This is a genomic window from Bradyrhizobium sp. SEMIA (assembly GCF_014844175.1).
GTDB classification, from domain to species: Bacteria; Pseudomonadota; Alphaproteobacteria; order Rhizobiales; family Xanthobacteraceae; genus Bradyrhizobium; species Bradyrhizobium arachidis.
The window spans coordinates 2,198,470-2,224,319 of the sequence record NZ_CP046601.1 but is presented as its reverse complement, the minus strand read 5'-3'; the positions used below and the strand labels follow the sequence as shown (position 1 = coordinate 2,224,319).

Sequence of the window (25,850 nt, the reverse complement as noted above, 5' to 3'; positions counted from 1 at the left end):
TATGCAGCTTTCCGACCTTTTGAGGGGGCTGCGCTCGGGCGGTGTAGATCTAGCCGCTGAGCATATGCTCGACTGCTTTTGGCTGGCCCACCACGTCAGTGGCAAGTTATTCGACGACGTGGAAGACGTGCAGCAACGCACGCCGGCCGTCCAAACGCAGCCGGCGCTCGATGGTGCTGCCGTCATCGAGCGGACCAGCGAAGCCGCCGCTGGTCCACGAAGCGCCGCGCCCGCCCAAGTCTGGGCCGACGCGCCGAGCGGGGTGGGGACGCGCAGGGCCTCGCTCGGCTCCGTTCCTTCAGCGCGTGCCTTACCAAACCGCCTAGACTTCTCGCGCGCTTTACGGCCGTTCACGCTCCGTAGAAAATCTGCCGAGCGGTCAGAAATGGACGAGGAGCAAACAGTCGACGCATCCGCGACCATCGGTTTTCCCTTTCCGATCCTTAAACCCTCGGAGCAGCGCTGGTTTACCGTCGATCTCGTGCTCGAGGACGATCCGGCGATCCCAATCTGGCGACAAACACTTCGCGAATTTTTCAAGATCCTGCAGGAAAGCGGCGCTTTCGACGATGTGCGTCTCTGGCACCTTGAGAAGCGGTCCCGCGCGAGGGATGCGGAGGGTTCTGATTTCGTGCTCGTGTCACAGGCTGGCGCGCGCATCTCAACGAAGTTCGTCGCCGGCAGCGGAGTTGCAAGGCTCGTCCTTCTCGCCACGCACGGTTCTTCGCCGAATTGGACGAACGGCAGTTATGATCGGCTTCTGCGCGATTGGCTGGACACATCGTCGGTCGCTCTCATCTATTTACTGCCAGAGCGTGATCGCAAGCGATCCCCGTTGGGAGAGCCTCAAGGCCTCTGTTCGGCTGTGAAGCCGGGGCTTCCGGTAGCGCAGCTCGACGTACGCCGTTATTGGTGGACGATCTCTGACGAAACGACCAGTCCCTTCGTGCCGGTGCTAGGCCTGGATCCCGCGAGCGTACACCGATTTGCCAAGATGCAGATGGGGCTCGGCGGAAGCAATCCGGTGATCTTCCTGGATTCCTCGCGCATCACGTCATTGCTGCCGAACCGGGCCAACCGTTCCGAGTCCGATTTCGAGCAGATCATCTCAGCTCTCGCGGTGCAGTCACCCGACGCGCTCAGGCTTGCGCGTCTATTGTGCACGACCCCCTTCACGCTTCCCGTCGCGCGGCTGGTCCAAGAAGCAGTTCTCGGACGAGATACCTCTCCCTATGTGCTTGCGCAGGTTATGCTGAGTGGGATCGTCGGCACCGCGGAAGCGGCGGCGAACAGCGATCCGGAGCGCACCTATTTTGAGGTCCGTGCGCTCGCTCGAAGAATCTTATTGCGGTCTCTGCGCAAGTCTGAAGCCGAAGCTGCTGCGTCCGAGTTGGAGGCGCGCGTCTCGATGCATTTGGAAAATATCCAGGATCGCGTGGGCAGATACGCCGTGAGATACCTCGACGAACGCGGGGAACATTCAATTCCCGATTTCGCATCAGCATTCGCCCGAGTGAGCCGGGCTCTGCTTGGCGATCCAGCAACGGCCGCTGATTTGAAGGCGAAGGCTCACCAATTTAGAAACAGGTTTTCCGAGCGCCGGCTTGCTGACGTTCTGGATAAGCTCCGATACGGGCGCCATCTACCACTTGACCCAGAAAGCACAGAGGATGACGTTTGGAAAGGGCTGCTTGAAAACGGACTCGTACGGCAGAACTCGAGTGGCGAATGGCGGCTGAGGGTCGGAGTGTGGGAGGAAATCGCGGGCGAGCCGCTGGCCGACGATGAAGGTGAGCAAGCTCCGACTGCACCCCTCAAGACCGTTAGCCAGTTCGCCCTGGTCATTGGCGCTCCCGGCGTGCCGGGGGTGCCGCTGATTGCCGACGCTCACGCCGACGCGCAAAGTTTTGTGGGGTGGCTCGGCGAAATAGGCATCGCGCGCGAGCAGGTTCTCTATTTGGAACAGCCCGACCGAATTCAACTGCTGGATGCGGTCGAAAGCTTAGCCAAGCACGCCAAAGGCGCTGGCGACCATCGCCGAGTTTTCATCTATTTTGCTGGACACACGGTTGTCGACGGCCAGCAGCAGCTCTTTCTGAGGATGGGCTCGTCAGAACCGGAAGATATTGCGCTCTCGGAGATTGTATCTCAGTCGGCAAATCACGGCTCGTTTGACGATATCGTGTGCATAATCGATGGAGAAGGCGCGCCCCTATTGGGGAGCGAGACCATCATGCCGCTGTCTCTCGTGCAGCGGATACCTCATCCCGTGCTCCCAAACATCCTGACAATTGTTGCCCAGGGATTTGGGCGGCGGGCTATTGCACCACGGTCCTTTACGGCGGAGATACTGGACGCCTTGCGTACGGCGACCGTGAACGGCTACGTGACGACGCGATCCCTGACCCAAAGGTTGCATAAGCGTCTGAGTAGCGAGGTCTCGATTCGCCTATCCGGGAATGATTTCACGATTTGCGGACCTTTAGCCGCAATGATTCCGACCCAAGGCCCAATCCGATCTTCGTGGATTGTCACCAGTATTGGCGAAGTGAAGGAACTGCTTGCCCGCGAATTTCGTCGGACTGGGAGCTCGCGGGACGAGCTCGACTCGTTTGAACTCAAAGGACCTGATGGCGGGATGAGCTTGTCACTTTTTCCAAGCAAATTTCGCATGCCGCGTGCCGATCCTCCTCAGGCAATCATCGTGGTCGGGACCGCTTATCGAGCAAACGAGTCCGACCGAAGTCGACTATTGGTCGCGACCGAGTTCGCCCGGGAGGAGCGCGAAACGCTGGCTCCTTCAATGAGACTTCTCAATGCTGCGCACAGAGTGTCCTACGGCGACGACTGGTCTCGGTATATCTCCATTCCAAACCCCGGGGCGCCGCATGTAGCCTTCGGGACTCTCGCCGATATGCGAATGAAAAGGGGCCGGTCGGCTTTGTCCGTCGCCGGCTTTTCGTCCGGCATGGACGAAATCGCCGAGCTGCAGGAGGAGTTTCCGCAGGCGCATCTTCTAGCAGTATACGTGTTGAGCGATGCTCCACGGCAGGATCTAACGGTCAATAGACAGCTTGCGTCGTTGTTCGTGCGCGCACTTGTTCAGTCTCTGCTGGAGCCGCCTGAAGAGGAGCAAAGCCGATCATCAGTTGTCCTCGATGTTCGACAACAGCTCGAACGCCGCCTCACTGCGGCCCTGGCCGCTTTGCCGCAGTCTCCAGTCGAATCCGAGAGCGAGCTTGGACAGGTCGCAAAGTTATTGTCGAGAGATCGCAAACGAGACATCCCATGGATGCATTTAGAAGCCCGGCTCGCCGCTGCCTATGTCCAAGTGTCCTCCCGGATAAACCAAGCAAAAAACCTCTCCGCGGCAATCCAACACTATTTACGCCTTCGGGAATATTATCCCAAAGTCGAGCGGGACCCGCTTGAAATTGCGCGCGTGGAGAGCCACCTCGGTGACACTCTCTTGCTCAGAAGTGAGCTTACTGAGAGCGTGACTGATCGCAAAGCCGCGGAGGCGTGTTTCCGACGGGCCGCAAACCATTTCCGCGCCGCTGGTCGCACAAATGAAGCAGCGAGCCTACAACACCGCGTCGAGGTGTTGGTCGGACGAGTGCAGAGCGCTTTTCAAGATGGTCCTGTGACTAAGAAGACCGGCCCAAGATCGCCACGAGCGAAGAAGGCCCCCTCCGAGTCAAAGTCTGCTAAATCTGCGACCAGAACTCGGAAGCCGAAGCGCAAGATTGCGAAAAAAAAAGAAATAGCTCAAAGGACAGCCACAGGGCGGCGCAGCTTATGCCAAGATTTCCGAGCGCGACGCCAGGAGTAGTTTGCAACTTCTAAAAGCGCGGATTGAAGTGGTTTGGGGACGTTGAGGCTCCGCTCTGCTCGACCGATTCTCGCTCGAGGACCTGTTTGTATTCGGCCAATATCTCGCCAGTTTGTTAGATTGGCTACACGCGCGGCCAAATCGCTCACTCGCTAGCCAGCTGAGACAGCCACAATATTTGTCGTTCATCGGTATGCTATCACGGCATGACATTTGCTCTAGTGAGACGATGGGTGTCCGTGTTCGCGGCGACAGGCACAGCTAGGAAGGAGACGACTTGCCAAATCTGCGACTGGAGACAGTTGATGTCGCCGGCAATATCTCCAGCAGCATTCTGGGAAATACAAAGGTAAGCGGTGCCATCAAGCTGGTACGCGCCGATCGGGACGGCTGCGAAATACCTCGCGCCTATGGTTTAACAGTCGATGTGGGGCGAATGGCAGGGCGTTTGCGTGTAGCCAATCCCGTAGGATTACTGCACGGGTTCTCGGCAACCGGCGGCGGGGTTTTTCGACGGAGATCCCAGTCGGCCGCGCGACGGGGGAGGCCGCAGTTCTGGGGCAGAACAACCGCCTCCAGTCTTTGGATCAATCACGTCAATCTGCACGGGGCAATCGAACACTATGATTGTGCGTAGTCTGCACGACGTTGAAGCAACCGATCACTTCGTCGATTGGGGCAATGGTACTAGCCACCGCCTCCTGACGGATAAGGACGGCATGGGTTTTAGCATCTGCCACACCGTCGTGCGCGCGAACACCGTTTCGCTTCTGCAATACCGGAATCATCTCGAAGCCTGCTACTGCATCGGCGGAGAGGGTGAGGTCGAGGACATGAACGGGAATGTCTTTCCCATTCGCCGGGGCGACATGTATGTTCTTGACAAGCATGACAAGCATTTCCTGCGCGGGGGACGGGGCAAGGACTTGATCCTCGTTAGCATCTTCAACCCGCCCCTCACCGGAACCGAGCGCCACAAGCTCGACGACCCTGCAGGCTCCACATATTGAGCGATGCGAAGAAACACCGATCCAATATGAACTGCCGCTAATTGCGAGAAACGTTTACTCGAGCCATCCAGCACTGCCCCGTACCGCACGCGCGGACCTCAGAAAAACTCTTTGTCCCGGTTTGCAAGTTGGTCCGACAAATTACTTTGGGAGTCCAGGCTTGTCCGGAAGACCAAGCGGTGGATGCTTATGCCGATTAATGGCGCGTTCAATTGTACGATGTCGGGCGACGCTGTTGGAGAGCTGACATAGCCCCGCTGTGACGATCGCAGTGATCGCACTCGATTTCACCGTTGGCACGATACATGCGTAATCCTCTAAAGAGCGCCATAGAGGAGAAGTCGTTCGATGAGAACGCTTACCAGAAACGCTGACCCGGTTGAGGGGCAGCTGCGATACTGCCGACACCATACTTGGTGATGCGGAATGAGCGATGAACACGTGCAGAGCATATCTGGCGCACATGAGCTGCTGGCGCGCGGGGAGGAGTTTTGGCGACGGCGCCTCGAGCAGTTTAGAAGATTGCATCCTCCTTTCGTGTCATCGTCCGTCGCTGCGGCGCCTTCCCGATGGCAGTCGAGTTCGTGGTTCAGCTCAAGCGCGTTGGCTAAACTGTCCCCGCAAGAACGCTCGGAATATTTGGTAACGGCTTGGCTAATCTATCTCGCTCGGATCACGAGGCAAGAAGAGTTTCAACTGGGATGGAAGCCTGCATGGGACGGATTGCAAACTGGCTGCAAACTCGTCGAGATGTTGATCGCCTCCGTCGTGCCGATGGATGTTTGCATCGAGCTTGGTCATGATTTTGAAAAGGTCCGCAAAACCGTAGCGGCCGAAGTCGCTCAGCTGAAAGCGTACGCTAGCTTTTCCCGAGATCTGATCGCGCGCTGCCCGACATTGCGAGGAGTGGAGGCGCTACGGGCGCCTCAGCCTTGGCCGATCGGCATTGCCATCACGACAGAGAGCCGTTCCGTCGCCGACGGTCTGTCGACGAACCATAAGGCTGCCCAAGCCATATGCGGCGATTTGCTGACCTTTGAGGTTCGCGCTCTGGATGGGCGCTTCCGCTGGCATTTTGATGCCGCTCGATTAGCGCCCAAGCAGATTGACCGCATGACACAGCATTTGCAAGCTTTGTTACGCGGCGTGATGGACGATGCGGGGCAGTCTGTCGGCCGAATCGGCATTCTGCCAACCGACGAACGCGCGTATCTACTCGAGGATTTGAACCGGACGGCGGCGCCTTATTCTTTTGAGCGATGTATCCATGAGCTGTTCGAGGCGCAGGTGCAAAAGGCACCGGAAGCGGTGGCTGTGGTCCATGAGAAGGAGAGACTGAGCTATGGCGAACTTAATGCGCGCGCTAACCGGCTGGCGCATCATCTGATCGAGCTCGGGGTCAAGCCGGACCAGCCGGTGGCGATCTGCCTGGAACGCAGCCTAGCGATGGTGGTTGGTGTCTTGGCGATCCTGAAGGCCGGAGGCGCCTATCTGCCGCTAGATCCGGCGCATCCCTCAGCGCGGCTGCGGCAGATTGTCGACGATGCAAAACCGAAACTGCTGCTTTGCGACGTCGCCGGTCGAACCGCAGTGGGCGCCGAGGTCGTGGCCGATGTGAAGGTGGTCGATCTGGAGATGGCGGCCCCGACTTGGGGCGAGCGGCCGCCTTCGAACCCGGACCCAGTCACGCTTGGCCTCACATCGCGCCATCTCGCCTATGTCATCTATACCTCCGGCTCAACCGGAATCCCCAAGGGCGTTGAAATGTCCCACGGCGCACTCGTGAATTCGCTTGCGGGGATCGGCGCGTCAAAACTGCGCACACTTCAATTTGCGACCCTGAACTTCGATGTGTCCTGTCAGGAGTTGTTCATCTGTTGGAAGGACGGCGGAGCGCTTGTGCTCGTGCAGGAAGAGACCCGGAGGCGCTTCTCCGACCTGCTGGAATTTGTACAGCGGGAGGCGATCGAGCGGCTTTTCCTCCCGTTCGTAGCATTGAATCATTTTGCGGAAGTCTGGAGTAGGCAGCGCGTGCAGCTGCCCTCTTTAAGAGAGCTTTATACAGCCGGCGAACGACTGCAATCCACTCCACTGCTTAGGGCGTTCTTCGAAGCACACCCGAACGCGAGATTGATCAATCAATATGGGTCCACAGAAATCAGCGTCATTTCCGAGCACCGCCTTGCAGCTGATCCGTCATGTTGGTCCGAAATGCCTCACATCGGCCGTCCAATCGCCAACACGCGGGTGTACCTGCTGGACGGCCATGGCGCCCCCGTGCCGTTTGGCGCGGTTGGCGAGCTTTACATTGGCGGGGCGGGGGTGGCACGTGGCTATCTGAACCGCCGAAATCGGGGTCGCTGAAGTACAGCACCGGACGGTCGACATAGACCACCTCCTCCGGCGGCGGCGGCGGCACGTCGTAATCCAGCATGGCGAAGCTCGGCGGCGGCTCGAGCGGCGCAGTCAGGATCGCAAGCCTGCGCTGTGCGTCGCCGGCATGCGGCCCGCGCGGATAGCGGCGCAGATAGGACCAATAGGCATCCGGCGTGTCGGCGCGATAACTCCGCCGCCAGGTGATCGCCTCGCGGCGCGCCGCCACGATCGCCATCACGCGCTTCGACAAGGGATCGCCGGGATAGGCCCCGAGAAACTCCTCATAAGCCGGCAGCGTGTCGCGTGCGAGCGCGGCGGCATAGGCATCCTGCACGCCGAGATCACGCATCGGCTTGCTCCGGATCGCGGCGACCTGGTCGGGCGCAACCGCCGGCGGCGGCGCATCGGGCCCGCGCTCGAAGAACGAGAACTGCGAGGAGATCTTCTGCTCGTTCCAGGGCACCTGCGCGCCCTTGGAGGATTCGTTGACGCGCAGGCGGACACGGTCGAACACGTCGGGAAGCGCCAGCCCGCCAGTGCGGATCATCTCGGCCAGCGACTGCGCATAGATGCCGTACGGCCCCGGCTCCTCCGGCGCGACCGTGCCGGGCGCAGCGTTGAAGGCGATCAGCATGTTCGCCTCGGGCTCGACCAGCGCCAGGCCGCTGGCGATCGGCTGGCCGCCTTCGATGAAGGGCTGGGCGCGGGCCGCATCGAGCACAACGATGTTGGCCTTGAGCTGGATCGACGCGAGCTGGCGCACATAGTCGCTGATGCGCAAGGCTTCGGTCGGAATGTCGGTGTCGCGGCTGATGTTGGAATCGACCGGGATGAAATAGTTCTCGCCCGCAAGCTGCACGCCGTAACCGGCCAGATAGATCATCGCGACGGTGCCGGGGCCGGAGGCCTGGGCCTTCTGGATGAAATCGCGAAAGCTCTTGCGCAGCGTGTCGCCATCGAGATCGCGCGCGCCGACCACGTCGAAGCCCGCCGCCTGCAGCGTCTGCGCGATCAGGCCGGCATCGTTTGCGGTCGTCGCCAGTGGCGATTTGGCATACGCGCCGTTGCCGACCACGAGTGCGATGCGCTTTTCCGGCTGCTGTGCGCGCGCCTGATCCGGCGCGCCCGCGGCAAGGACCGCGAGCGGCAGGAGAAGGCAGATGAAGGCTCTGAGCGTCCCACGCATGGCTTGCTTGCCCGGCTTTGTCGTTGAAGTGCCAGCGCGCATCAGACGCGCGGCTGGCTGAATGGCGCTTGAACGAGATGCCCGGATTGAGGCGGTGGCATGGCGCCCAGCCAACGTCAAACGCCGGTGTCAGGCCCGCGCAAGCTTCGCATCGGCAAAGACGGCGCGAGCCCGCTTGCTCAGCCCTGCGCGATCACGTCGACCGTCCCCGTCGTGAGCCGGTAGATGCCGCCCACGACCTTCAGCTTGCCCTGCTCCACGGCCACATTGAGGATCGGTGCCGCCGATTTCAGCTTGGCGACATTGTCGATCACGTTCTGCCGGATCGCATGGTCGAGCACCTCCCCGCCCTGCTGCATCGCGGCCTTGGCGGCAGGCGCGATCGCATCGACCAGCGAGGGGATGTGTCCCGGCGGCGACGTGTTGTCCTTGATCGCCTTCAGCGTCGCATCGATCGCGCCGCAGGCCTCATGGCCAAGCACGAGGATCAGCGGCGTGTTGAGCACGGCGACGGCGTATTCCATGCTGGCGATGGTCTCGGTGCCGGCAAAATTGCCGGCGACGCGGCACACGAAGAGATCGCCGCGGCCGGTGTCGAAGGCGTATTCCGGCGCGATGCGCGAATCGGCGCAGCTCAGCACGGCCGCAAACGGGTTCTGGCCGCCCGCCAGCGCTTCGCGCTCGTGCTTGAAATCGTGACGCCGCGCCACGCCGTCAACGTAGCGTGCATTGCCCTGCATCAGACGCTTCAACGAAGCGTCGGGCGAAAGCACGTTCTGCGGTTTCGGCGGCGGCTTGGTCTCCTTGGCCAGCGCTTTGCCGGCAAAGGCCAGGCCGAGGGCGGCGACGCTCGAGTGGATGAGCGATCTCCGCGAAGGCCCGCTGTGGACATTGCGATCACGAACGCAGGTCTCGCACATGCTTTGTTCCTCCGCACCGAGCCGCCTTCGTCGAAGCAGAGAGGCGGGCACACCGCATCTTAGTCCACGGCTTGCAACTCGGCGAGCTTGGTTCGTGCGGTCGCCTCGTCGAGCAGGACCAGCTCGGCCGGTCCCGGGTTCGCCTCTCCAGCCGTCGCGACGGACACGGCCGCAAGCCCGATCAGTCCGCCGAGCACCGCTCCGCCGGTCGCGGCGTCATGCCGGGGACTGCTCTTGATGAGGTAAAAATGCGTGCGGCCGGATTCCATCACGATCTCTCGCTTGGTGTCGCCCGGGAATAGCGCTTCGGTGACCAGCAATTCGTGACGGCCGGCCGGACGATCGGCATAGGCGTATTTGCCGGCGATGACTTTCCCGAGCGGCGCCCCGTCGAGCTTCACCTCGCAGGCGCAGAGCGCCATGCTCAGGCCTTGCCGCTTGTCCTGCAAGAAAACCACGCGCGACTGTCCCGCGCGCGGCGGACCGATCTTTTGCGACACCGATGCAAAATCGGTCCCGACCTGATCGCTCACGCATCCGGCAAGCACGGCACCAACGGCAAGCAACAGCACGCCCAATCGCAGCATGACAACCCCAGCTCATTCCCCGGGGCATGCTAGCCGGAAACAGCGAAAGGTTGCAACCAAGCCGGTATGACAACCTCGCAAGGCCCGCCCGCCACAGCGGCGCGCGGCTAGAGCTGCTGCACGTCCACGACGCCCGCGACCGCCTTGATCGCACCGGCGATCTGCGGCGAGACCTTGAAGCGGCCGGGCAGCTTCATCTCGACCTCGGTCTCGAGGTCGAGCATCATCACCAGCGAGACCTCGCCGTCGCCATTGGAGCGCGGTGCGATGCCGGGGCTGCCGATCTTCGGCGCGGCACCGTTGCTGGCCGCCATCTCGGGGCCGGCGAGACGCTTGGCGATCGACTCCAGCGGCTTGGTGTCGCGCAGGAAGATGCGCAGGCCCTTCTGCGTCTTCGCGGCGGCGTCATCGAGCGGCTCGGCATGCAGCACGCGGGCGCGAACGTCCTCGCCCTGCAATTCCGCGCCGAGTTGAAGCAGCACGGCCGCGCCCGGCTCCAGCACGTCGCGATATTGCGCAAGGCCCTCCGAGAACAGCACCGCCTCGAAATGGCCGGTGGGATCGGACAGCCCCATGATGCCCATCTTGTTGCCGGTCTTGGTGCGCCGCTCCATGCGCGACACCACGGTCGCAGCGACCTTGCCGGCGGTGGCGCCCGTCTTCACCGCGCGCGAGAACTCGGCCCATGACTGCACCCGCAGGCGCTTGAGCACGGTGGCGTAATCGTCGAGCGGATGTCCGGACAGGAAGAAGCCGATCGCGTCATACTCGCGGCGCAGCCGCTCGGCCGGCAGCCAGGGCTCGATCTGCGGCAGCATGATGGTCGGCGCGTCAGCCGACATGCCGAACATGTCGTTCTGGCCGATCGTCTCGGCCTGATGCGAACGCTGGCAGGCGGCCAGGATCGCGTCCGCACCGGCAAAGACGCGGGCGCGGTTCGGCTCCAGCGTGTCGAAGGCGCCGGCGGCAGCTAAACTCTCGATGATGCGCTTGTTGATCGCGCGCGGATTGACCCGCGCGGCGAAGTCGGCGAGCGAGGTGAACAGTCCCCGCCTGGTGCGCTCCTCGATGATCTGTTCGATCGCCTGGATGCCGACGCCTTTGAGCGCGGCGAGCGCATAGTAGATGACCTTGTCGCCGACCTCGAAGGTCGCGCCGGAGCGGTTGATGTTCGGCGGCTCGACCTTGATACCGAGGCGCTGCGCCTCGGAGCGGAATTCGGAGAGCTTGTCCGTGTTGTTGAGATCGAGCGTCATCGACGCCGCGATGAACTCCACGGGATAATGCGCCTTCATATAGGCGGTGTGGTAGGACACCAGCGCATAGGCCGCCGCGTGGCTCTTGTTGAAGCCGTAGTCGGCGAACTTGGCGAGCAGCTCGAAGATGGTCTCGGCCTGCCCCTTCGGCACGCCATTCTTCACCGCGCCCGCGACGAAGATGTCGCGCTGCTTGTCCATCTCGGCGCGGATCTTCTTGCCCATGGCGCGGCGCAGGAGGTCGGCGTCGCCGAGCGAATAGCCCGACATCACCTGCGCGATCTGCATCACCTGTTCCTGGTAGATGATGACGCCGAAGGTCTCCTTCAGGATCGGCTCCAGCACGGGGTGCAGATATTCCGGCTCCTCGTCGCCGTGCTTGCGCGAGCAATAGGTCGGGATGTTCGCCATCGGGCCCGGTCGGTAGAGCGCGACCAGCGCGATGATGTCCTCGAAACGGTCGGGGCGCATGTCGACCAGCGCGCGGCGCATGCCCTGGCTTTCAACCTGGAACACGCCGACCACCTCGCCGCGCGCCAGCATCTGGTAACTCTCGGCATCGTCGATCGGCAGCGTGGCGAGATCGACATGGATGTCGCGCGGCTTGAGCAGCTTGCACGCGACGTCGAGCACGGTCAGCGTCTTCAGGCCGAGGAAGTCGAACTTGACGAGGCCCGCAGGCTCGACCCATTTCATGTTGAACTGGGTCACCGGCATATCCGACTTCGGATCACGGTACATCGGCACGAGTTCGCTCAACGGGCGATCGCCGATCACGATGCCGGCCGCATGGGTCGAGGCGTGGCGGGTCAGGCCTTCGAGGCGCTGGGCGATGTCGAAGGCGCGCGCCACCACCGGGTCTTCGTCGCGGAACGCCTGGAGCTTCGGCTCGCTCTCGATCGCGGCGGCCAGCGTCACGGGCGCCGCCGGATTCTGCGGCACCAGTTTTGTCAGCTTGTCGACCTGGCCATAGGGCATCTGCAAGACGCGGCCGACGTCGCGCAGCACGCCGCGCGCCTGCAGCGTACCGAAGGTGATGATCTGCGCGACCTGGTCGCGGCCGTAGCGCTCCTGCACGTACTTGATCACCTCGCGCGCGGCTCGTCGGCAGAAGTCGATGTCGAAGTCCGGCATCGAGACGCGTTCCGGATTGAGGAAGCGCTCGAACAGCAGGCCGAACTTGATCGGGTCGAGGTCGGTGATGGTCAGCGCCCACGCCACCAGTGAGCCGGCGCCGGAGCCGCGGCCCGGCCCGACCGGAATGCCGTGCGCCTTGGCCCATTTGATGAAGTCGGACACGATCAGGAAGTAGCCCGCGTACTTCATGCGCATGATGACGTCGAGCTCGAACGCCAGGCGCTTGCTGTAGTCCTCCTCCGTGGTGCCCTGCGACAGGCCATGGACGCGCAGGCGGTTGGCGAGCCCCTCCTCCGCCTGGCGCTTCAATTCGGCGGCCTCGACCGCGGCGGCATCGGAGCTGGCGGCGGCGCCGACGGTGAAGAACGGCAGGATCGGCTTGCGCGTCATCGGGCGGAACGAGCAGCGCTCGGCGATCTCGACCGTCGAGGCCAGCGCCTCCGGAATGTCGGCAAACAGCACCGCCATCTCGGCGCGGGTCTTGAAGCGATGATCCGGCGTGAGCTGGACGCGATCGGTCTCGGCGATCAGCCGGCCGCCGGCGATGCAGAGCAGCGCGTCATGCGCCTCGTAATCGTCGGTCGCGGCGAAATACGGCTCGTTGGTCGCAACCAGCGGCAAGCCCTTCGCATAGGCGATGTCGATCAAGCCGCCCTCGATGCGCCGCTCCTTGTCGACGTTGTGGCGCTGCAATTCGATATAGAGGCGGTCGCCGAACAGATTGGCCAGACGCTCGCAGCGCGTCGCGGCGAGCTCGGCCATGCCGCCGGCCAGCGCCAGCGAGATCGGCCCGTCCGGTCCGCCCGTCAGCGCGATCAGGCCCTCGGTCTCGCCGTCGAACCAGTCGAACTTGATGAACGGGGCATGGCTGTCGGGCGATTCGAGGAACGCGCGCGAGTTCAGCCGCATCAGGCTGCGATAGCCGCGCTCCTGCGCCGCCAGCAGCACCACGCGCGAGGGCCCCATCGCGTTGCGCGCGGTCGGGTCCTGGTCGCCGAAATCGATCGCCAGTTCCAGGCCGACGATCGGCTGGATGCCGGAGCCCGCCATCTTGTCGGAGAACTCCAGCGCCCCGAACAGATTGTCGGTATCGGTCAGCGCCAGCGCCGGCTGGTGGTCTTTCTTCGCAAGCTCGGCGAGCTTGGCGATCTTGATCGAGCCCTTGAGCAGCGAATAGGCCGAGTGAACGTGAAGGTGGACAAATCCGGCGCTCGGCATGGTCGCGTGACGGCCTCTTGCAGATGGGATGGAGCGGTTGCCGGCTCCTCAAGGCATCATGCACTTGCCCGGCCGACTCGCCTCACAATGGTGGGGTGTCGCGCCGCGAGAGTCCACGCCGGACCGGCCGATCCGCCGCGTCGTCCCGCTTTTCCCCAACCGGGCCTGCCGAGAACTGGGAATCAGAGCTGCGGAATCACCTGCGCCCAGATCGCGATCATCCCGACGAACAGCGTGATCGAGGCGAGTGCGGCGGCTTCTTCCACGAAAATCCTGAACATGGCTGGCTCCATCACTAGAACGTATGAAGAACATTGTTCTCCTTTCGTTCCCTGGAGTCAAGCCATCTCAGCCACCGCAAAACGCAATGGTTAACTTGCTGAATTCACGCAATAAAAAAGCCCCGGCGCAAGGCCGGGGCTTTCGACGATCACTTCCTGCGAAGCGACTGTATCTTAGTAACGGCCGATGAGCGGGCCGCCGAACTTGTAGTTCAGGCGGACGAGACCCATGTCGACGTCCTGCTTGATGTGCTCGGAGCCGGCGAAGCCAGCGAAGGTGACGTCCTTGCCCGACAGGAAGATGTGGTTGTACTCGACGCCAACCGACCAGTTCGGAGCGAAGCCGTATTCGAGGCCGGCACCGACCGTGCCACCCCAGCGGGTGTCGCTGGTCGAAGCGAGCAGCGGACCACCGAGCGCGAAGATCTCGTACTTGTCGCTGACCACAGCCGCACCACCCTTGACGTAGATGAGCACGTTGTTCCAGGCGTAGCCGACCTGGCCGGTGATCAGACCGAACGCGTCGATCTTGGTGCGGTTGCGGGTGGCGAACAGCGCGCTGGCGTTGTCGCCGGAGAAGTCGGCCCAGTTGCCCTGGCCTTCAACGCCGAACACCCACTGGCCGGACTGCCAGCGATAGCCGACCTGGCCACCGACCGTGCCGCCGGTCGCATCGTGCGAGCCTTCGCGGCCGACGCCGACGAAATCCCAGGTCGCATGCGAGGAACCGCCGCCGCCGTTGATACCGATGTAGAAGCCGCTCCAGTCATAGATCGTCGCGACCATCGCGGGCGCTTGGTGTAAGGACGCGCAGCGAGATCAGCAGCCAGCGCCGGCGCAGTCGCGCTGAGCGCGACGAGGCTCACAGCGGCAAGCAACAGATTCTTTTTCATTTGATTCCCGTTCCAGTTTCTTCAGTAGGCCCCCGGGCCGTGTTGTCGTCATAGCAGTGATCGACAGAATTGCTGTAACCTCGACGCCACAGTGAGAGCCAAAGGCCCTTGCTACGTTAATGCATGTTTAGCAGCGCGCGCGGGAAACCCTTTGAAACAAGTGTTTTCACGAGTTCCAATGTCGACTACACGACATTCATCGCGTGCGCGCGTAACGAAGTCGCGCGCACAAACACGTGATTGGAGAATTGAAATGCGTGGACGAACTACTCTCCCCATTGTCGCCACATTCTCGCTCGCTCTCGCCACATTCGCGCTCGACGCAAGCACGCCCGCGCGCGCGTTCGGAACCAATCATGCGTTCTGCCTCACGGGCGACGAATGGCCGGGACTGAGCAATTGCAGGTTCGACAGCTACGCGCAGTGTCAGGCAAGCGCATCGGGCCGCGCGCTGACCTGCATCGCCAATCCCTACTTCGCAGGCCAGAGCGATGATCCCTATGCGTATCAGAACCGACCGCGCACATTCACGCCGGGCTATTTCTCGTCGCGCTGAGATGCGCCGCACATCCCTTGCGCTCGTTGCGATCAGCGCGCTCTTCATGAGCACGCCTGCGCGCGCGCAGACTTATGATCCGAGCTATCCCGTCTGCATGCAGATCTACGGTCAGGTCGGCTATTTCGATTGCCGCTACGCCTCGCTCGAGCAGTGCAAGTTTCTCGCCGTCGGACGTTCGGCGAGCTGCGTCGTGAACCCGTATTTCACTCAGGCAAAACCTGCTCGGCGGTCGAGACGCGCCAATTAGGGTAGCTTGCGTCATCCTCAACGTTTAGGCGCATCAGGACGTGCGATGACGGCCTTTGAATGAGTTACGTTGGAGCCCCTTAACGTTTGTGCCCGAGGATGCGGTCATGCGACGCCAGCTCATCGCCTCAGCCCTTTGTGCCATCATCTCGTATCTCGGCTCGCTGCTGACGGTCGGCGCTGTCGAGCGGATAAATGGTAACGATCCAGCCAGCCAAACGCAGGATGCTGCACCGGTGGGTCCGGGCCCGCTCAGGCTCGCAAAATTGTTTCATCAAAGGATGCAAATCGATTTCAGGCAGCTCTCGATGGTGTCGCCGGATGGTCGCGCCATCATGTACCTTCAGGGCGGCAGCCACTTCGCGGTGGAACGCAAGCTCTTGCATGTCGCGCGGCTGGATACGCAGGATGGCTGGAGCAGCTACGCATTGAACATGGGCGCGTTGTGGCAGTTCGGCGGGGCCAACAATTCTATCCCGGCTTATGGATGGGCGTCCGATTCATCGGGCATCTGGACCGCAACACGGGAAGAGATCGGCCCCGGCGGAATTTCCGGCTCAGGCCTGCAACCCCTGTTCATCTCGCTTGAAGACGGCAGCATCCGACTGTTTGATCCACCTCGTCACGAGGCGGGTCCGCTGGACGGCCTGTTGTGGGCGGGCGGCGACGGACTGGCCCTCGCCTATTTCGGTGCAAGAGGCCCGTCATATCAGCCGCAGCGCCACGATAGACATCCAACATTCGCAATGATCGATGCAAAACGCGCCGCTGTGCTGGACACGCTTCCGTTCGATGTCTTCAAGGGCCTCAAGGACGCCTACTACATCGCTAACGTCAACAACGCCGCGGTCACAAGGCTGCAAAACGGCAAGTTGCGCGCTCTGTTGAGCGCGCTCGACCAGTGGGTCGTGTGGACGCAGGGCGAACCGCCTCACATTCTCGCCAGCCCGTATCCCGATCGCGGTGAGCGCCACAACAAGATGGTCATCTCGCGCGACGGATCCCGCCTCCTGGTCGCGCGGCTCCGCTGCGACGCTGGCACCGTCGATGTCGAGACAGGCCCCCCTTTTCGTAGAAGACCTCTCTCGCCAGCCTGCAAGCCGGTCGAAAGCGTCGTTGCGGCGCTGTACGATCTCGACACGGGGCATCAGCTCTGGGACGTTCGGGCCACAGTCAACCGGCCCGGCTTTTATCCAAATCCGGCAATCAGCGAGGATGGGCGCTATGCGCTCGTCGGACTTCCGTACGAAGGCACCGATGCGCCCGCTGCAATTGCCTTGGTTTCCATGAGCGATGGAAAGGTCGTGCAGCGCATCCGCCCGCCGGGATCGGGACCGGTGGACGCCATCGGCTTCCTTGGAGGAGACCGCGGCATATGGATACACGACTATATCGAAGGCTCGACCGCGCTCTATGCTTTCGATTCCCGCGCGCAATGATGCTCGGGCGCGGAATGGCCACGCCCAAACCGGGATGCAGCTATGCGGCAGGCTCCGCATTGCAGCCGTAGTGTTGACGCGGGCTGATCCGGGTTTAAGTTCAACGGACAAATCTTGCAGGGATGGTGACGTTCGCTGGGCTGGTTCCCGTTGACGCCACCAATGCAGGACACATGACGACCTCGCACTCCGCGACCTCGCCCCGCGCGAACTCATCCTCGGCTTCCGCGCCCCCTCACCTCGCCGTCATCCTGTTCTCGCTCGCAATGGGCGGCTTTGCGATCGGAACCACCGAATTCGCGTCGATGAGCCTGCTGCCGTTCTTCGCCGCCGACCTCCATATCGACGAGCCGGCCGCAGGACACGCGATCAGCGCCTATGCGCTCGGCGTGGTGCTGGGCGCACCGCTGATTGCCGTAGCTGGCGCACGCTTCGCGCGGCGCACGCAGCTATTGGTGCTGATGGCCGTGTTCGCGCTCGGCAACGCTCTCACCGCGCTGGCACCTGGCTTCGGCTGGATGATCGCGGCACGCTTCCTCTCGGGGCTGCCGCATGGTGCCTATTTCGGCATCGCTGCGCTGGTCGCGGCCTCGCTCGTTCCCCAGCATCGCCGCTCCCAGGCGATCGGCCAGGTCATGCTTGGCCTCACCATAGCCACGATCATCGGCGTGCCGCTGGCCAATCTGATCGGCCAGGCGGTCGGCTGGCGCGCGAGTTTTGGTCTCGTCTCTGTGCTGGCGTTGCTGACGGTGTTGCTTTGCGCGCTGTTCGCGCCGCGCGACCAGGCCGGCAAGTCCGACCCGCTGCGCGAGCTCGGTGCACTCCGAAGCGGACGCGTCTGGATCACGCTGGCGATCGGCGCCATTGGCTTTGGCGGCATGTTTGCCGTCTACACCTATCTGGCGACGACATTGATCGAGGTCACCAGGGTCAGCCCTGCCGTGATCCCGTTCTTTCTCGCGATATTCGGTATCGGCGCCACGCTCGGCAATCTGTTCGTGCCGCGCTTCGCCGACCGCGCCTTGATGCCGACGGCGGGCGTGATCCTGCTGTTCGCTGCGGTCGCGCTGCTGCTGTTTCCGCTGGCCGCCGGCAATCCCTGGCTGCTCGCGGCGGACGTCTTCGCGATCGGCGCCAGCGTCTCGCTCGGCGCCATCCTCCAGACCCGGCTGATGGACGTGGCGGGCGATGCACAGGCGCTCGCTGCCGCGCTGAACCATTCGGCGTTCAACACCGCCAATGCGCTCGGTCCCTTCCTCGGCGGCCTCGCCATTCGCGAGGGGCTGGGCTGGACCTCGACCGGGCCCGTCGGCGCCGTGCTTGCGCTGCTCGGTTTCCTGATCTGGATCGTCGCCTGGCGAGACGCCAAGTCTGCGCCGGTCGTGGTCAATACCCCGCCCTTGACCTCGCCCTTGGCTCCAGCACGACCGGCGCCACCGCTTGCGCCGGATCACTGCAGCCGTGCAAAGGATCCGGTCGCATAGCGCGACTTCGGCTCAGCTTGGCCAGGGCGTGTTGCGGATGCGCGTGCACGCGTTCGGCTTGCGGAAGGAGGGATCGTGATCCTCGATGTAGTCGAAGTTCACCGTCCCGAACGTGGTCTGCGGCTTCTTCAGCGCTGAGCAGGTCTGCACCTTCAGGAACTCGTTCTTGAAATCGCCGCGCGGAAACGCTGATATCACCTGCTCGCGCTGCTCCGGCGTATACTCGTCGAACCCAACGCCGACGACGTCCACCAGCACTCCCGCGTTGGTGAGCGCGATCTCCGGCCGCATATATTGCGGAATGCCGGGAGTGGTGTGCAGCGCGATCGCCTCCCACACCAGATCGGCTTGCGCCTCGCCGATGTCGCGCGCCCGGAGGAAGTCACGCGCGGCATCCGCACCGTCGACCTCGAACCGCTTGGTCTGCGTATGGTAGTGATCGACCAGGCCGAGATCGTGGAACAGCGCCGCGACATAGAGCAGCTCAGAGTCGAATTTCAGCTTTTGACGCTCTCCCTTCATCGCGCCGAACACGTAGACGCGAACAGAATGGTTGAACAGCATCTCGTCCTCGTAACTGCGCACCAGTTCGGTTGCCTCGCGCGCCAGCTTGCTGTCGGGAATCTTCACGCCGGAGATCATGCTCGTCATCTTCAAGTTCCTGCTTTGCACCAAGGTCGATCGATGGCGCTCGCGGCCGTCAGGCCGCCTTTTCCGCCACGGCCCGCGGCGTCTTGCGGAAGCTGATCGCCATGCGGTTGTACGTGTTCATCAGGCCGATCGCGATGGTGAGATCGACGAGCTCGCGCTCCTCGAACACCGTCCGGGCGGCCTCATAGGCCTGATCCGGCACGCCGGTATCCGCAACGCGCGTCACCGTCTCGGCCCATGCCAGAGCCGCGCGCTCGCGCGCGTCGAAGAGATCACCGGCTTCCGGCCACGCCTGCAGCAGGGCGAGCTTTTCGATCTTCACCCCGCTCTTGAGCAGATCGCGCATGTGCAGATCGAGGCAGTAGGCGCAGTTGTTGATCTGCGACACGCGCAGATAGACGAGGTTGAACAAGCCCGCGGGAAGATCGCTCTGCATGATGTAGCCGTAGACGCCGCCCAACGCTTTCACGCCTGCCGGTGCGATGCGGTCGTAGTCGAGGCGCCCAGTCATTGTCTTGCTCCTTGATGATCATTCGTGAGGGCCTGGCCCTTTTTCTCCCTCCCTAGGTGCCCCTGCCGTGGTCCAAGGAAAAGCACCAAGAACGCACAAAAATCGTGTACCAAGGGGCATGACCAAACCGCTGCGGCTGGAGCTCGATCGGTCCGCCAGGACGCCGCTGGCAGAGCAGATCCACAACGGGATCAGGGCCGCTATCGAGAACGGCGTGCTCGCGCCGGGCGCCCGTCTGCCCTCCTGGCAGGACCTCGCCGCCCAGCTTGGCGTCGCGCGCGGCACCGTGCGTTCGGCCTATGAAAAGCTCTCCTCCGCCCAGCTGATCGTCGCCGGCCGCGCGACCGGAACGCATGTCGCCGATCGGCTCTCCTTCCCCGTTCGGCAGGACAAGGCCCCGGACCCCGGCTCGTTCATGGAAATGTACCGCGAGCTCACCGCGGGGCCGGCCTTCTTCCAGATGGGCGTGCCCGGCCAGGCAATCTTGCCTGCAACGCTGCTGGCGAGGATCCGCGCACAGGCGGTTCGCGTCGAAATGAGCGCGCCGGCGATCTATCCGGATCCGCGCGGCGAGCTGGAGTTGCGGCGCGAGATCGCGGCCTACCTTGCGCTGGCACGCGGAATCGCGTGCGCGCCGTCCCAGATCGTCATCACCGGCGGTTTCAGCGGCGGCCTTGGCCTCGCGCTCCGGGTGCTCGGCCTCGAGCAGGAGAAGGTGTGGATGGAGGACCCGGGCTTCCCGTTCACCCGCCACGGCCTCGAGCTGGCGCGGTTATCGGTCGTGCCGATCCCGGTCGATGCGGATGGCATCGACGTCACTTATGGGCTGCAACATGCCCCTGACGCTGCGCTGGCCGTCGTGACGCCAGGGCAGCAGGCGCCACTCGGATCGACGCTCTCGCTGGAACGACGCGCGCGTCTGCTCGACTGGGCCGCACAGGGCAAGGCGTGGGTGATCGAGGACGACTATCTCAGCGAGCTCCAGCTCAAGGGCCGCGCCACGCCGGCGCTCGCCTCGCTCGACCGCGCCGGCCGCGTCATTCACATCGGCTCCTTCAGCAAGACCGTGACGCCGACGTTACGGCTCGGCTTTGTCGTTGCGCCCACAGCTCTCGCCTCGCGCTTTGCCGAAGCCGCAGCCTGCCTTGCGCCGGCGCCCGGGCCCGCGGTGCAGCTGGCGATGGCCGATTTCATCCGCGAGGGTCATTATCTGCGGCATCTTCGACGCACCAAGCGGGCCTACGCAGCGCAAGCCGATACGTTGCTGAAACTGCTCCGCGCCCGCACCGCCAATGTCGCACTTGCAGGATTGGCCGCCGTCCTGCGCCTGCCGAACGGAACATCCGACCTCTCCATCGCCAGGGAAGCGGCATCGTTCGGACTGGCGCCTACGCCGCTGTCGCTGTGGTATGCGTCCGAGGCATCGGCGCGGCCGGGACTGCTGCTGGGTATCGCCACATCTCCACAAAAGCGCATCGAGGCGTCCTGCGAGAAGCTATTCGAGATCATCGAACGCCAAGTATGACCGATCCGGCCATTGTCGCCAAAGCAGAGCAATGACGTCACCGAAAGTTGTAAGTAAGCCGGCCCTCACGTAATATCGGCGACAACCGTTCCCCGCGTGCCCCATCACATGCTTGCCCGTATCCTGTTTCTCGTGGCTTCACTGTCGCTTCCCTGCGCATTGCACGCCGAAGAAACAGCGGCTGAGAAGGCCGGATTTGCGCCCACGTTGACGATTTATCTTGCCAGGGGAGCGCCGGACGCGTGCGGGCCGGGCTGCGACCGCTGGATCGCCATCGAGGGCAAGATCGACGAAAACGCCGCAGCGCGCGTTCGCCACTTCCTGGCCGCTGTCAAGGATACGCAGCGTCCGATCTACCTCCATTCACCCGGCGGCAACGTGGAGCAATCCTATCTCATCGGGCGGCTGCTGCGCAGCCGCAAGGCGGTCGCCCGGGTCGGCCGAACCATCGTGACCGCGTGCGCCGCGGAGACGCAGGTGGACGCTGAGTGCCTGAAGCTGAAGACTGCAGGCGGCGAGATCGAGGCCCAGCTCACCACCTACCATGCGATGTGCAACTCGGCCTGCGGTTACCTGTTTCTCGGAGCGACATCGCGCGAGGTGGCGCCCGATGCGGTGCTGGCGGTCCATAACTCCCGGCTCGTCCTCAACATTCAAAGAGAACCGCCTCCGGAGGTGCTCGCAGAAATCAGGCAGCGCCGGATGGCGACTGCCGAACGCGTCCGCGCCGCGTTCATTGCGGCGATGGGGATCAGCCGCGAGCTCGATGACCTCATCCGGACCGTAACCTACGAAAACCTGCACGTGCTGACGCGCGCCGAGCTCTATCGTTTCGGGATCGACACGCGGCCCTTTGCCGAGGGGACGTGGAGGCTGGAGACGGGGGCACGGCCCTTCATCAGCAAGATCGCCGTGACGAAGACAGAAAACGGCTCGTCATTCCGGACGATGGAGTGGCGCATGTATTGCGAAAGCAGGAATCGCGTGCCGCTGATGTTCGCGGGTGACATCGACAAGGCGAGCACCGGCAAAAGCACGATATCGATGACGGCGGATGCCGACCCGAGCAAGGAGGCGGGAGGGTCTCCTGTAAACGCCGGGAAGTACGAAATGTGGAGTGGCAGCGTCGACCGCGACATGGTCTCGACGATACTGGCATCTCGCTCGCTGCATGTCCGTCAAACCACGACCATGCCGGACGAAAAGACCGACACGACAGGACTAGCCATCGACCTGACAGGCCTGGCGCCCATGTGGCCACGGCTTGTGACGGCGTGTTCGTCGGTGGCGGCCAAGCCGAAGAGTCCCTGGCCGGCAATTCCGCCGGGCGCCGGCGCCAAACCGGCGGCCGCGCCGGCGCAATAGGTGGAAGCCCCGGTTTGGATGGAGCCGGCGGATCAAAGCTCGTCAAGCAGACTGCGGACCTTGGCTGCCAGATCTTCGATCGCAAACGGCTTGGAGAGCAGATGCTTGCCGGCATCGAGCATGCCGTTATGAACGATGGCATTGCGCGTATAGCCTGTTGTGAACAGCACTTTCAGTCCAGGGTGTCGTTTCAACAGCTCGGCTGCCAGCTCGGCGCCTGTCATTTCAGGCATCACGACATCCGTAAACAGCAGATTCGGAACGGGACCGTCTTCGATCTTCCTGATCGCCTCTTTCGCGCCTGCCGCTTCGAAGACGGTGTAGCCGAGTTCGCGCAGACTTTCCGACGAGATGTTGCGCACACGTTCATCATCCTCGACGACGAGAATGGTCTCCTTGAAGTCCGCGCCGGGATGCACCGTGCTCTCCAAGGCCTCCCGAATTTTCTCATCGCCGACGAAGCGCGGCAGGTAGACCTTGACGGTCGTGCCGACGCCGACCTCCGAGTAGATTTTCACGTGGCCGCCTGACTGCCTCACGAAACCATAGACCTGGCTCAGTCCAAGGCCGGTCCCCTTGCCCACTTCCTTGGTCGTGAAGAACGGGTCGAACACCCTGCCCAGCACGTCGTTCGCTATTCCGACGCCGTTATCCGTCACGGCAATGAGGACATATTGCCCGGGCGCCAGTGCGTATTCGCGAGCATATCTTTGATCGATCGACGCGTTGCTTGTTTCGATGGTCAGCTTGCCGCCCTTGGGCATGGCATCGCGGGCATTGACCGCCAGATTAAGCACCGCGCTTTCCAGTTGCGCAGGGTCCGCTCTGACGCGCCAGAGACCGGCCGCCAGAACCGTTTCGAGTCGAATGAGCTCGCCAAGCGATCGGTCGAGCAGTTCGCTCATGCCGCCGATCATCTTGTTGATGTCCATGATTTCAGGCGCAAGCGGCTGCTGGCGGGAGAAGGCCAGCAGCCTCTGCGTCAAGGTGGCTGCGCGGTTCGCTCCGTCAATGGCCCCATCGATGAAGCGGTCGATGTTGACCTCGCCCTTTCCGAGCCGCCGCTTGGCGAGGTTCAAGCTGCCGAGAATGACGGCCAGCATATTGTTGAAGTCGTGGGCGATGCCTCCGGTCAACTGCCCCACGGCTTCCATCTTTTGAGCCTGCCGCAGCTGCTCCTCGGCTTTCATGCGTTCGGCAATCTCGTCGGCAACCCGCTGCTCCAGCTCGGCATTGAGCATCTGGAGCCGGGCCAGAAGGCGCGCATTGTCGATGGCGGTTGCGGCATGGCCGGCGATGCCGAGCAACGCGGACTCGTGTTCGGCCTGAAATTTTCCGGTTTCACCGTGACCGAAGAACAGTCCGCCGAGCACTTCACCGCTTCGCGAGACCACGGGGACTGCCAAATAGGATCGAACGGGAAGATGGCCCTCGGGCATGCCCTTCCGCGGCACATTCTTGCCATAGCGAGGGTCCTGCAGGATGTCGTCGGACCTGACCACCGCCGTCCCCTTGAAGGTCGGCTCGAACACGGCGGTGTTGCGCGGCATCGGAAAGTTTTCAAACGCGGATCTAGGCGCGCCAGACAATGCATAGAGCATGTAGCTGCCGCCGTCCTGCGTCAGCACGTTGTAGAAAAACGCCCCGAACTGCGCGCCCGACAGTTCGACGCCGGCGTCCGTGACGACCTGAACGATCCTCTCGAGCTCACGTTCGCGCGCGACCGAGGCGCCCGTGTCGTTCAGAATTCTCAGATGACGCTCGGACTTTTTCTTCTCGGTGATATCCAGGACCGTGCCGATGAACCGGACAGCGCGACCGTTGGAAAAGAGAGCATCGCCGGTGGCGGCGATCCAGCGTTCGACACCGTCCTCGATGCCGACCGTCCGATACTCGATGTTGTAGGTTGCCGGGGACTCCGGCGACAGGGCCTTGGAAACAGCCTCATGCGCGCGGTCCCTGTCCTCGGGATGCAGGCCCTTCAGGAAGGCCCCTTCATAGCTGACGTCCGCATCGGCGGACAAACCGAACAATGCCTTGCAGCGGTCGTCCCATCGCAAGACGTCGTTGATCGGGTCATAGTCCCAGGTGCCGATCCCGGCGGCGCTGTTCGCAAGACTGAGCCGTTCGGCAGCCTCCCGCGCAGCCTCTTCCGATCGAACGCGCTCGATGTGCGCCCAAGATCGCTCGGTCACCTCGGTGAGCAGAACGAGTTCGCGCCGGGTCCAAAGGTGCGGCCCGCGGTGATGAATTGCCATCAACGCGGTCAGGCGCCCCTCCTTGACGAAGGGCATGCAGATCGTGGAGCCGATGCCGATCCTCTGGAACGTGGCCGCTTCCTCTGGTGCAATCTCCTTCAGATTGTCATTGATGACGAGCGGCCTGCCGGCACTCAGCTCCTGAACCGCCTTCTTGCCGAAATCGGCGAGGCTGTAGTGCCCCACGATGTGGATCGCCCCCGGGGCCGCCCAATCCCCGCGTATGGTGAAGCCATCCTCGTCGGGGTCCATATCGGCATAGGCGCAGCTCGACACGCCGAGATGCTCACCGAGCATCCTTGTCGTCACCGCAAGGACACCGTCCGCATCGCGTGTCTTGGCGGTCGCCTTGTTGAGCGCATCCAAAAAGAGCAGGCGTCCTTCGTTCTCGCGGACGGACGTCTCCGCGCGCCGACGCTCGACGGCCGTGCGCGTGCGCTCGGCAACTTCGCGGATGAGCTCGAGCTCTTCCGAGATCCATTCCCGAGGCGTTGCATGGTTGAGGTAGAGCAGAGCCACGACCCCATCGGGCTCCGAGATCGGCATATTGACGAATGCACGGGCTGAGATCGCCTCGAGCGCCCGCGCGCGATCGCCGACGCGCGGGTCCTTCTCTGCGTCGGCACAAATGACAGTGTCGCCGCGCTTGAGGTCGTCGATGTAACTGCCATAGTCGCGGAAGTGCAGCACGCCGGCGAGGCTCAAAATGCCGGGCGCATTCCAATCGCGGTTGATGGTGATGGTTTCGGCCGACGTGTCGACCGTACCGTAGCCCGCCCGACTCACATCGAGGCTGCGGCCGAGCAGCTCCGCCGCGGCATAGGCGAGATCGTCGGGATTGCTGATCTCCCGGATGTAGTCGCCAAGGGTGGCAAGGACGGAGTTGCGATCGGTCAAATGCGCCCCGGTCGCCGTCGTCATCGCTCCACCCCCGACAATTCCCTCTCCCGGCCAAATCTGGATGGAAACGACCATTCGCGCCACTCTCCACTCTTCAGGAGATGGCCCACCCGACTGCCCTCTACTACCTGAGGGCGTTTAGGTTCCCTTGCGTTGAGAGACTGCCGGCGTGCTTGCCTCGCGCTCGGCTCCCGACGTCGTCGTTGTGCTCGATGC

At 62.9% G+C, this 25,850-nt stretch carries 15 protein-coding genes and 2 pseudogenes; 9 read left to right on the top strand and 8 right to left on the bottom strand.

The genetic code is table 11. The features are described 5' to 3' along the window. The first annotated feature begins 1 nt into the window (after position 1). The 3 genes from FOM02_RS10755 to FOM02_RS46790 all read left to right on the top strand — a co-directional run bounded on the left by FOM02_RS10755 (position 2) and on the right by FOM02_RS46790 (position 7,206). Complete coding sequence (locus FOM02_RS10755) at positions 2-3,832, top strand: SAV_2336 N-terminal domain-related protein (protein ID WP_265441755.1); 3,831 nt, start codon at positions 2-4, stop codon at positions 3,830-3,832. 623 nt (positions 3,833-4,455) lie between these two features. After that, positions 4,456-4,842, top strand: a complete 387-nt coding sequence (locus FOM02_RS10750) for an ectoine synthase (RefSeq protein ID WP_265441754.1) — start codon at positions 4,456-4,458, stop codon at positions 4,840-4,842. Positions 4,843-5,268: 426 nt separating this feature from the next. Beyond that, positions 5,269-7,206 carry an AMP-binding protein gene (locus FOM02_RS46790; RefSeq protein WP_322596960.1) on the top strand — a complete coding sequence of 646 codons (1,938 nt, stop codon included), beginning with the start codon at positions 5,269-5,271 and terminating at the stop codon, positions 7,204-7,206. Here FOM02_RS46790 and FOM02_RS10740 read toward each other — a convergent pair. From FOM02_RS10740 to FOM02_RS10720, 5 genes and pseudogenes are all read right to left on the bottom strand, one after another. After that, positions 7,157-8,404 (bottom strand): annotated as a pseudogene (locus FOM02_RS10740) (caspase family protein); the annotation flags it as partial. The gene FOM02_RS46790 and the pseudogene FOM02_RS10740 overlap by 50 nt on opposite strands. 179 nt (positions 8,405-8,583) lie before the next feature. Further along, positions 8,584-9,324: a carbonic anhydrase gene (locus FOM02_RS10735; RefSeq protein WP_027559434.1), complete on the bottom strand. Its 741-nt coding sequence runs from the start codon at positions 9,322-9,324 to the stop codon at positions 8,584-8,586. 59 nt (positions 9,325-9,383) lie between these two features. Next, positions 9,384-9,911, bottom strand: a complete 528-nt coding sequence (locus tag FOM02_RS10730) for a DUF2846 domain-containing protein (protein WP_051377869.1) — start codon at positions 9,909-9,911, stop codon at positions 9,384-9,386. Positions 9,912-10,018: 107 nt separating this feature from the next. Next, a complete protein-coding gene (dnaE, locus tag FOM02_RS10725; RefSeq protein ID WP_265441753.1) occupies positions 10,019-13,522 on the bottom strand; it encodes a DNA polymerase III subunit alpha in 3,504 nt (1,167 codons plus the stop codon). A 455-nt stretch (positions 13,523-13,977) separates the two neighbouring features. Then, positions 13,978-14,696: pseudogene (locus FOM02_RS10720) on the bottom strand (outer membrane protein). A 253-nt stretch (positions 14,697-14,949) separates the two neighbouring features. Here FOM02_RS10720 and FOM02_RS10715 point away from each other — a divergent pair. The 4 genes from FOM02_RS10715 to FOM02_RS10700 all read left to right on the top strand — a co-directional run bounded on the left by FOM02_RS10715 (position 14,950) and on the right by FOM02_RS10700 (position 18,424). Continuing rightward, entirely contained in the window at positions 14,950-15,252 is a 303-nt protein-coding gene (locus FOM02_RS10715) for a DUF3551 domain-containing protein (protein WP_027559438.1), read from the top strand. A 1-nt stretch (position 15,253) separates the two neighbouring features. Further along, positions 15,254-15,502: a DUF3551 domain-containing protein gene (locus FOM02_RS10710; RefSeq protein WP_027559439.1), complete on the top strand. Its 249-nt coding sequence runs from the start codon at positions 15,254-15,256 to the stop codon at positions 15,500-15,502. A gap of 106 nt (positions 15,503-15,608) precedes the next feature. After that, complete coding sequence (locus FOM02_RS10705) at positions 15,609-16,940, top strand: hypothetical protein (protein WP_141263034.1); 1,332 nt, start codon at positions 15,609-15,611, stop codon at positions 16,938-16,940. Positions 16,941-17,113: 173 nt separating this feature from the next. Continuing rightward, entirely contained in the window at positions 17,114-18,424 is a 1,311-nt protein-coding gene (locus FOM02_RS10700) for an MFS transporter (RefSeq protein WP_035731196.1), read from the top strand. Between the two features lie 12 nt (positions 18,425-18,436). On the opposite strand, the gene FOM02_RS10695 is transcribed toward FOM02_RS10700, so the two are convergent. Together FOM02_RS10695 and FOM02_RS10690 are read right to left on the bottom strand one after the other, a co-directional pair. After that, on the bottom strand, positions 18,437-19,075 hold the full coding sequence (locus FOM02_RS10695) for an HD domain-containing protein (RefSeq protein WP_027559442.1): 639 nt from the start codon (positions 19,073-19,075) through the stop codon (positions 18,437-18,439). Positions 19,076-19,124: 49 nt separating this feature from the next. After that, positions 19,125-19,586 (bottom strand): carboxymuconolactone decarboxylase family protein, encoded by a 462-nt coding sequence (locus tag FOM02_RS10690; RefSeq protein WP_027559443.1) that lies wholly within the window; start codon positions 19,584-19,586, stop codon positions 19,125-19,127. 118 nt (positions 19,587-19,704) lie between these two features. Between FOM02_RS10690 and FOM02_RS10685 the strand changes: the two genes are divergently transcribed. Both FOM02_RS10685 and FOM02_RS10680 read left to right on the top strand, forming a co-directional pair. Beyond that, on the top strand, positions 19,705-21,111 hold the full coding sequence (locus FOM02_RS10685) for a PLP-dependent aminotransferase family protein (RefSeq protein ID WP_027559444.1): 1,407 nt from the start codon (positions 19,705-19,707) through the stop codon (positions 21,109-21,111). Between the two features lie 108 nt (positions 21,112-21,219). Beyond that, complete coding sequence (locus FOM02_RS10680; protein ID WP_027559445.1) at positions 21,220-22,476, top strand: hypothetical protein; 1,257 nt, start codon at positions 21,220-21,222, stop codon at positions 22,474-22,476. Positions 22,477-22,508: 32 nt separating this feature from the next. On the opposite strand, the gene FOM02_RS10675 is transcribed toward FOM02_RS10680, so the two are convergent. Beyond that, positions 22,509-25,655 (bottom strand): GAF domain-containing protein, encoded by a 3,147-nt coding sequence (locus tag FOM02_RS10675; protein ID WP_027559446.1) that lies wholly within the window; start codon positions 25,653-25,655, stop codon positions 22,509-22,511. Positions 25,656-25,850: the final 195 nt, after the last annotated feature.